The 8,207-nt window shown below is 72.7% G+C and carries 6 protein-coding genes; 1 reads left to right on the forward strand and 5 read right to left on the reverse strand.

What is annotated here, in order from left to right; translation table 11 throughout:
- Positions 1-114 precede the first annotated feature (114 nt).
- From WBN91_RS35595 to WBN91_RS35615, 5 genes are all read right to left on the reverse strand, one after another.
- Entirely contained in the window at positions 115-738 is a 624-nt protein-coding gene (locus WBN91_RS35595; protein ID WP_337727828.1) for an LUD domain-containing protein, read from the reverse strand.
- Positions 735-1,964 (reverse strand): cytochrome P450 family protein, encoded by a 1,230-nt coding sequence (locus WBN91_RS35600; RefSeq protein ID WP_337727827.1) that lies wholly within the window; start codon positions 1,962-1,964, stop codon positions 735-737. The genes WBN91_RS35595 and WBN91_RS35600 overlap by 4 nt, the downstream gene beginning before the upstream one ends.
- 31 nt (positions 1,965-1,995) lie before the next feature.
- Positions 1,996-5,181, reverse strand: coding sequence for an AfsR/SARP family transcriptional regulator (locus WBN91_RS35605; RefSeq protein WP_337727826.1), 3,186 nt, complete (start codon positions 5,179-5,181; stop codon positions 1,996-1,998).
- A 244-nt stretch (positions 5,182-5,425) separates the two neighbouring features.
- A complete protein-coding gene (locus WBN91_RS35610) occupies positions 5,426-6,391 on the reverse strand; it encodes a zinc metalloprotease (protein ID WP_337727825.1) in 966 nt (321 codons plus the stop codon).
- Positions 6,392-6,482: 91 nt separating this feature from the next.
- Positions 6,483-7,517, reverse strand: a complete 1,035-nt coding sequence (locus WBN91_RS35615; protein WP_337727824.1) for a helix-turn-helix transcriptional regulator — start codon at positions 7,515-7,517, stop codon at positions 6,483-6,485.
- A gap of 187 nt (positions 7,518-7,704) precedes the next feature.
- Here WBN91_RS35615 and WBN91_RS35620 point away from each other — a divergent pair, with 187 nt between their 5' ends.
- The gene (locus WBN91_RS35620) at positions 7,705-8,106 is read left to right on the forward strand and encodes a DUF1304 domain-containing protein (protein WP_337727823.1); all 402 of its coding nucleotides are present in this window, start codon (positions 7,705-7,707) and stop codon (positions 8,104-8,106) included.
- The last annotated feature ends 101 nt before the right edge of the window (positions 8,107-8,207 follow it).

Consider the following 8,207-nt stretch of genomic DNA (forward strand, 5'->3'; position numbering starts at 1 on the left):
TCGGGCAGGCCATACGGTGGGGGAACCGAGGCCCTCCACTTGTAGGTAACACCTACCGCGCGCTCCGCGCGCGAAGGTCGCGCTTCGCGCGCCAAGAACGGCTAGTTGGTTGGTCTAGAAGCCGATCGGCTCGCGGACCAGCACGAGCGTCGCCCGTCCCGGGAACAGCTCTCGCTCCACGATCAAGATCTTCGACAACACGCTAGGCTGCCCATACACCGCCAAGCAGCGCTCGTTCTCCTTGGGCAGCGAGTAACTCCGGATGCGCGTCAACGCGGTCTCCAGGTCCGGCACGACTTTCTGCGCCCCCACGACCCACACCGCTTGCCCCGCACCAAAAGCGTAAGGCGCGAACTGGCTACCCGTAGCCGAGGCCGCCACCAGATGCCCCTGCTCGGTCACCGCATGGACGCTGCCGACCACCACATCAGGCGTAGCCGTCCGGAGGCGGACCTGGTTCGGATCCCGGTCGACGCCGTCCAATTCCAACTGTGCCCGCACGGACACGAAACGACCTGATCGGTCGATGTCCTCTGCGATTCCTGACAGGCGCAGGGTTTCGCTGGCGGCGGTGAAGATGGTCTTGTCAACCGGTAGCTGGTCGGTGACCAGCTTTCGGGCCTCGGCGATGGTGTCGACGACCTCCACCGTGAAGCCGTTGGACCTTGCCGCGTCTACGGTTCGGGATAACTGGTCGGGAGTTGCGGCGTGGGCGAACCGCTCGTCCGGGGTGGTCACTGGGTCTCCTTCGGGTTGGGGGTCACCGGCAGCGCGTCGAGGCCGTGGAACAGGATGCTGTCCTTCCAGCGCAACGACTCCGGGGGCACGGCCAGCGCCAGGCCCGGGTAGCGCTCGAACAACCTGCCCAGGGCCACCTGGCCCTCCAGCCTGGCCAGCGGTGCGCCCAGGCAGCGGTGGACGCCGTGGCCGAATGCCAGGTGTCGGTTGTCGGCTCGGGTGATGTCCAGGCGGTCCGGGTCGGGGAACTGGGCCGGGTCGCGGTTCACCACGCCCACCAGTACCACGACGAACTCGCCCGCCGGGATCTCCACGCCGCCCAACGTCAAGGGCTCGGTGGTGAAGCGCAGGGTCGTCATCGTGCCCGGACCCTCGAAACGCAGCAATTCCTCCACCGCGCCGACCAGGTGAGCCGGGTCGGACTTGAACAGGGCCAACTGTTCCGGGTGGCCGACCAAGGTCAGCACGGCGTTGCCGATGAACTGCGCGGTGGACTCGTAGCCCGCCGTCAGCATCAGGAACGCCGACGCGACCAGTTCGTCCTCGTCCAACCGGTCGTCCAGGTCGCGGGCGCGGATCAAGGCCGACAGGAGGTCGTCGTCGGCGCTGTCGCGCTTGCGGGCGACCAGGTCCGCCAAGTAATCAGCCATCCGGGCGGACGCCGCGCCCATCGCCTCCGGAGTGCCGCCGAACGCGATGCCGTCGGACATCTCCCGGAAGCCCGCGCGTTCGTCGGCCGGCACGCCGAACAGCTCGCCGATCACGGTCACGGTCAGCGGGAAGGCGAACTCCGCCAGCAGGTCCACCTCGGCGCGGCCGGCGAGGCCGTCCAGCAGGCCGTCGGTGACCTCCTCGACCCACGTCCGCAGCAGTTCCACGCGGCGCTGGGTGAACGCGCTGGTCACCAGCTTGCGGAGGCGCGTGTGGTCGGGCGGGTCCAGGTTGAGCATGTGGGACTGGAGGATCTTCGCCAGTCGGGTGACCTGGACACCCCGCTCCTCCTGCTCGTCGTGCAGCGGTGCGGCGCGCTGGGAGTCCTTGCTGAGCAAGGGGCTCGCCAGGGCTTCCCGGGCGTCGGCGTGGCGGGTGACCAGCCACACCGGCAGCCCGTTGGGCAGGGTCGCCCTGCGCACCGGGCTGTCCTGCCGCAGCTGCTGGTAGAAGTCGTGCCGCCGCTGGACGAAGTCGTCGTCCAGCGTGATCGGCGACGCGTCAGGCGCGCTCATGATCCCCGATCTTCTCGTCGAGAAGGGTTGTTCAGTGCTCCGCCGGCCGGTTGGCCGCCGGCACGTGCAGGCGGTCCAGCAGGGACCGCGCGCGTTCCTCCCAGGCCGGTCTCGTCGTCTCGCGGGCCGCGGACAGGGCGTCCTCGGCGTGCGCGGCGGCGCGGACCTGGTCTCCCGCCGCGAGCTCGACCCCGGCCACCGCCAGGTGGGCGGCGGGCTCGTGCAACCGGAAGCCGCTCTCGCGGATGCGGGTCAGGGCGATCTCCGCGTGCCGCCGCGCCGCGCGCAGGTCGCCCAGCGTCGTGGTCGTGGACGCCAACCCGATCTCCGCCTCCAGGAGGCCGAACAGGTACGGGCCCATCGTGCCGGCGATCGCCTTGGCCTCCGCGTGGTGGGTCCGCGCCCGGTCGTGCCGGCCCTGGGACGCGTGCACCGACCCGAGGACGTTCAACGCGTCCACCTCGGTCCGCCGGTGCTTGACCTGCCGGCTCAGGTCCAGCCCGCGCTGCCCCGCGACCAGCGCCTCGGCGGTCTGCCCGTGCCACGCGTGCACGCCCGCCAGCGCCACCAGGCACCGGCTGGTGCCGAACGCGTTGCCCATCCGCTCGTACGCGGCCAAGGTCGCCCCGAGCTGGTGCACGGCCTCGTCGAAGCGGCCCAGGTCCCGGTAGGTCAGGCCGAGGCTGAACCGCCACGACACCTGCACGTACGACTCGTCCGGCGCGGGCTCCGGCGACACCGACGTCAGCAGCTGCTCCAGCGCCTCCGGCAGCAGCCCCTGGTACCGGTAGGCCACGCCCAGGCCGTGCACCGCGCCCGCCCGGTAGTAGCCGACGTCCACCGTCTCGGTCAGCTCGATGGTGCGCTTGAAGTGCTCGCACGCCTCCGCCAGCCGCCCGGTCCACATCAGCGACATGCCCAGCGTGTGGTGGCACGGCAGCTGGTACACCGGCCGGTCCAGCCGGACGTACAGCTCCAGCGCCCGTTCCAGCGTGTCGATCGCGTCGGTCATGCGGCCGGTCGTGTTGTACGCGTGGCCCAGGCTGACCAGCGTGATCGCCTCGCCCGCCTGGTCACCGGCCTTGCGCGCCGCGCCCAGCGCGGTCCGGCTCACCGTCACCCACTCGCCGAACCGGGGCGCGAGCGCCAGCGGCGAGGACATCGCGTCCGCCAGGTGCCACGCGAACCGGTGCGGCCCGTGCTCGGCGGCGTGGTCGACGGCCGCGTGCAGGTTCGGGTACTCCTGCTCGAACCACGCCGTCGCCGTGGCCCGGTCCTTCAGCTCCGGCACCGCCGTCTCGCGCAGCCCGGCGGGCTCCTCCGGGGGCTTGCGGATCGGCTCGATCAGGCCGGACGCGGTGCGGGTCGCGCGGAAGTAGTGCGACAGCAGCCGTTCGAACGCGGCCGTGCGGGTGGCCTCGTCGTCCTCGGACAGGCCGCGCTGGCGGGCGTAGTCGCGGACCAGGTCGTGCAGCTGGTACCGGTCCGGCCCGGCCTCCTGCACCAGGGCGGCGGTGGCGAGGACGCCCAGCAGCTCCCGCGCCCGCGCCGGGTCGGTGCCCACCAGCGCCGCCGCCGCGTGCGGCGTGAACTCCGGGCCGGGCACCAGGGCGGCCATCCGGAACAACCGCGCCGCCGCCGGCCGCAGCGACTCGTAGGACAGGTCGAACGCGGCCCGCACCCCGGTCTGCTCGTCGTTCTCCACGGCCAGCGCGGCCAGCCGGTTCCCGGCCCGCAGCCGTTCCACGTACTCGCGCACGGACGTGCTCGGCACGCGGGCGGTCAGGTTCGCGGCGGCGATGCGCAACGCCAGCGGCAGGTACCCGCACAGCGCGGCCAGCTCGTCCAGCACCTCGCCCTCGGCGGCCAACCCCGGACCCAGCAGCGAGACCAGCAGCGCGTAGGCGTCCGGCGGGGACAGCACGTCCAGGTCGAACCGGATCGCGCCCTCCCGCACGGCCAGGCCGGACAGCGGGTCGCGGCTGGTCACCAGCACCGCGCAGCCCGGGTCGGCGGGCAGCAGGGGGCGGACCTGCTCGGCGGCGTTGGCGTTGTCCAGCACGACCAGCACCTGCTTGTCGGCCAGCAGCGACCGGTACACCGCCGCCTGCTCGTCGACGTCCAACGGCACCAGGTCGGGGGAGAGGCCCAGCGAGCGCAGGAACCGCGCCAGCACGCGGGTCGGCGTGACCGGCTCGGTCTGCGCGTAGCCGCGCAGGTTCATGTAGAGCTGGCCGTCGGGGAAGCGCTTTCGCAGGCGGTGCGCGATGTGCGTGGCCAGCGCGGTCTTGCCGACGCCGGGCAGGCCGGACAGGACTGCTATCGGCAGGGCGTCGTGCCCCGAGCACAGCACGTCGGTCACCTCGTCCGCGACGCGCTCGCGGCCCACCAGGCCCACGATGTCGGCGGGGAGCTGCATCGGCGGCGGCATGGTGCGCGGCGCCGGCGCGGACGCGGGTTCGTTGAGCGCGGGTTCGTTGGCCAGGATCGCCTGGTGCAGCTGCTGGAGCTCGGGGCCGGGGTCGATGCCGAGCTGGTCGATCCGCAGCGTGCGGACCTCCTGGTAGGTCTGGAGCGCCTCGGCCTGGCGGCCGTCCCGGTAGAGGGCGAGCATGAGCTGCCCCCAGAACTGCTCGCGCAGCGGGTGCTCGACGGTCAACGCCCGCAGCTCGCCGACCAGGTCGGCGTGGCGGCCCAGTTCGAGGTCGGCGTCGATGCGCCGCCCCAACGCGCCGAGCCTTTCCTCGGTCAGCCGCGGCGCCTCGGTCCGGTGCAGCAGATCGGACAGGACGTCGACGAAGGCCGGTCCGCGCCACAGCTTGAGCCCGGCGTTGAGCTCGGCGGAGGCTTCGGCATACCGACCCCCGGCCGCGGCCTCCCGCCCGCGGGAGACGTGCCCGCGGAACACCTCGAGGTCCAACTCGTGCGGCGCCAACCGCAACAGGTACCCGGTGGGCCGCGTGACGATCCGAGCCCCACCGTCCGGCTCGACGGCGTCGAACGCCCGCCGCAACCGCGACACGTACGTGTGCACCGCCGCGGTGACCCCGGCCGGCGGCGCGTCCGCCCACGTCGACTCGACGAGGTGGTCCACCGTGGTCAGCCGGTTGGCCTGGGCGGTGAGCGTGGCGAGCAGCGCGGTCTGCTTCGCACCACCCAGCCGCGCCCTGCCGTTCGTGCCGTGCACCTCGAAAGGCCCGAGAATCCGAAACTCCACCCTGGCTCCTGGCTTCCGGGTCCGCCGCCCGCAAGCCCGCTCCCAGTAGCCGGGCGCACGGTCATTTCCAAAACTACACGGAGTCGGTGAGGGGTCGTCATGGTTCACCACATCTCGAACCGACGACAACCAGCCCCCGGACCGGCCAGGTTCCGCCCATCGGGTGATCTTGCGCGTGTCCCAGCGCCGAACAGCGAAAGGTCCCCCGCACGAGGCGAGGGACCTTTCCCAGAGCGAACAGTGCCTACCTGCCCGCGCGGTACGCCGTCCAAGCGTTCTGCATGCGGGTGTTCTGGCCAGGCGTGAACTGGTTGTAGCAAGAGTCGTAGGAGTAGTCCATGTAGTTGTGGATCGGGTCCAGGCCCGGCAGCGTGCACGAGTCGCGGCCCTCCGGGCAGCCCGACGTCGAGCTGGACTGGGCCGGGGTGTCGGCGACCTCGTCGTTGGTCGCGGTGCAGCCGCCCTGGAAGGTGTGCCACAGGCCCATCCAGTGGCCGACCTCGTGGGTCAGGGTCTTGCCCAGGTCGAAGTTGGTCGCGGAACCGCCGGGCACGCTGGTCCAGTCGATCACCACGCCGTCGAGCTGCGGGCTGCGGTCGTACCAACTGGGGAAGGTCGCGTAGCCCAGGCCGTCGATGTCCACCGACCACACGTTGAGGGTCGACGCGCCACCCACCCGGGTCGCGCTCTTCATCTGCTTCTCCACGCGCGAGCGGTCCGCGCCGGTGAACCAGGTGTTGTTGGACCAGCGCTTGGTCTGCTGGAGCACGAACGTGAAGCCGGTGTTCGCGGCGACGCCCGGCGCCTCCGAGCCCGCGAAGCCCGCGTTGAGCACCTTGATCTGCTCGGCGATCGTGGTGTCGGAGACGTTGCCGACGCCGCCGGTGCCGGTGACCACGTGGAACACGACCTGGATCGTGCCGCCGGCCGCCGCGGTCAGGTCGCCGGACGCCTTCGCCGCCGCCACGCGCTCGCGCAGGTCGCGGTTCATGGCCTCGGCCTCGGCCTGGCTGATCTCGTTGCGGTCCTGGCCGGTGGTGCCGGGCTTGCCGCGCGCGGCGGACTGGCCCTCGGTGACGCAGTCGGCGGAGCGGGCCGCGACGGCGCCACCGGCGTCGGCCGTCGGCCCGAGGACGATCAGGGCGCCGACGGCGAGAGCGCCGGTGAGCAGGGCGCTGCGGGTGCGCCCGGCCGGGGATTTCTGGAACATGCGGAGTCCTCCGTGCAGGGATGGGGACGAAGCCCGCGTCATGATGACCCACACCCCGGCCGATCCGACCCCGTCGATCGTCGCTTGACCTTCAGTCGCCCACTTGTTCCCGCCGCAAGGTGGCAACAAGGCCGCCCCGGCTGCGCACGTCCAGCTTGGCGAACACCGATTTCAAGTGGTCCTGCACGGTGTGGGCGGAGATGTCCAGCCGATCCGCGATGTCCACAGTGGACAGACCCGCGATGACCTGGTCGCACACCTCGCGCTCGCGCGCGGTCAACCCGTAGGCCGCGCACCGCAGCGCCAACAGGTCCTCACCGGACGCCCGCGCGACGGTCACCGCCACCTCGTCGTCGTCCGCGCCCACCAGCCGGTCCGCGCACAACCGCACCCAGCCACCCGCCGCGTCCCGCACCCGCGCCCGGAAGGTGCCCGCCGCCGACGCCCGCGCCCCGACCACCGCCGCCCGCACCAGCACCGCGAACCGGCCGGGCGCGATCTCGTCCAACTCCCGCTCCCAGGCCCGCGCCGCACCGGTGGCGCCCCGCACCCGACCGTCACCGCCCACCACGACGATCCCGGGCGGCTCGTCCGGACCACCGCCCCCGAACCGCGCCGCCAACCGGGTCGCCGACGCCAGCGCGGGCGCGACGGACAGGACGAACTCGACCTCCCGGTCGCTGAACTCGCCGCGCCGGACCAGGCCCGCCGCGCCCCAGCACGCACCGTCCACCCGGAACACCACCCGCAGCTCGTGCGCGAGCCCCAACGGCCGCCACACCTCGTTGAGCCGGCCGCTGCGCGCGCGGTCGCGGTCGGGCAGCTCGGACAGCCGCGCCGCCGGCACCGGCCGCCGGGCCAGCTCGGCGAACGCGTGCGGCTGGCGGCCGTCGTACTCGAAGGTCGCCAGCAGGGGTTCGAAGCGCTGCGGGATGCGGGCCGCGCCGCTGGTCATGCTGCTGATCACGACCGTGTCCGGGTCCAGCGACGCCCAGCAGGTCAGCTCGGTCGGCACCACCCGGTCGACCAGTTCGATGGCGGCGGTGTGCAGCTCGGCGACCCCGAGGCCGGCCGAGGCGAGGGCGGCGACCTCGCGCCGCGCGGAGCGTGCCCGGCCTTCCCACACGACAGCGAGTATGCGCGCCGGCCGGGCCGTGCGGGCATCCCACATTTCCGGGATGGAAGGCGGCACCCGCCGCGCACACCCTCGACGACATGACCACTCTGCTCAACGCCGCCGTCTCCCCGGACCCGACCGGCAGGCCGCTCGCCGAGGCCGCGGGCCGGCACGGCGTCACCGTCGGGGGCTGGTCGTGAACGCCGTCGCGCAGGTCGCCGCCGGGGTGGCGGGCCTGGTGCACGTGGTGGTGTGGGTGTTCGAGTCGTTCCTGATGGACCGGCCCGCCGTCCACCGGGGCGTCTTCAAGCTCGCGACGAAGGACCTGCCGGCGATCCGGCTGTGGTCGTTCAACGTCGGCTTCTACAACCTGTTCCTGGGCGGCGGCACGATTCTCGGCCTGGTCCTGCTGCACACCGGCGCCGAGACCGCCGGCCGCGCGCTCGTGCTCTACACCTGCGCGTTCATGGCACTGGCCGGCATCGTGCTGGCGATCTCCGACGCCCTGGCCCTGGGCCGCCCGCGCGGCACCGGCTGGACCGGCGCACTCGGCCAGTTCCTACCGCCCGCGGTCGCCTTGGCCGCGGCCCTGCTGTGATCAGCCCTCACCCCGCCTGCGCCCCACCCCGCCTGCGCCCCACCCCGCCTGCGCCCCACCCCGCCTGCGCCCCACCCCGCCTGCGCCCCACCCCGCCTGCG

This window comes from Saccharothrix sp. CCNWYY140, assembly GCF_037401995.1.
Taxonomy (GTDB): domain Bacteria; phylum Actinomycetota; class Actinomycetes; order Mycobacteriales; family Pseudonocardiaceae; genus Actinosynnema.

What these genes read in the sequence shown, in the direction of transcription:
- WBN91_RS35600 (WP_337727827.1), bottom strand. Translation starts at nt 1,964, where the DNA reads ATGAGCGCGCCTGACGCGTCGCCGATCACGCTGGACGACGACTTCGTC.
- WBN91_RS35610 (WP_337727825.1), bottom strand. Translation starts at nt 6,391, where the DNA reads ATGTTCCAGAAATCCCCGGCCGGGCGCACCCGCAGCGCCCTGCTCACC.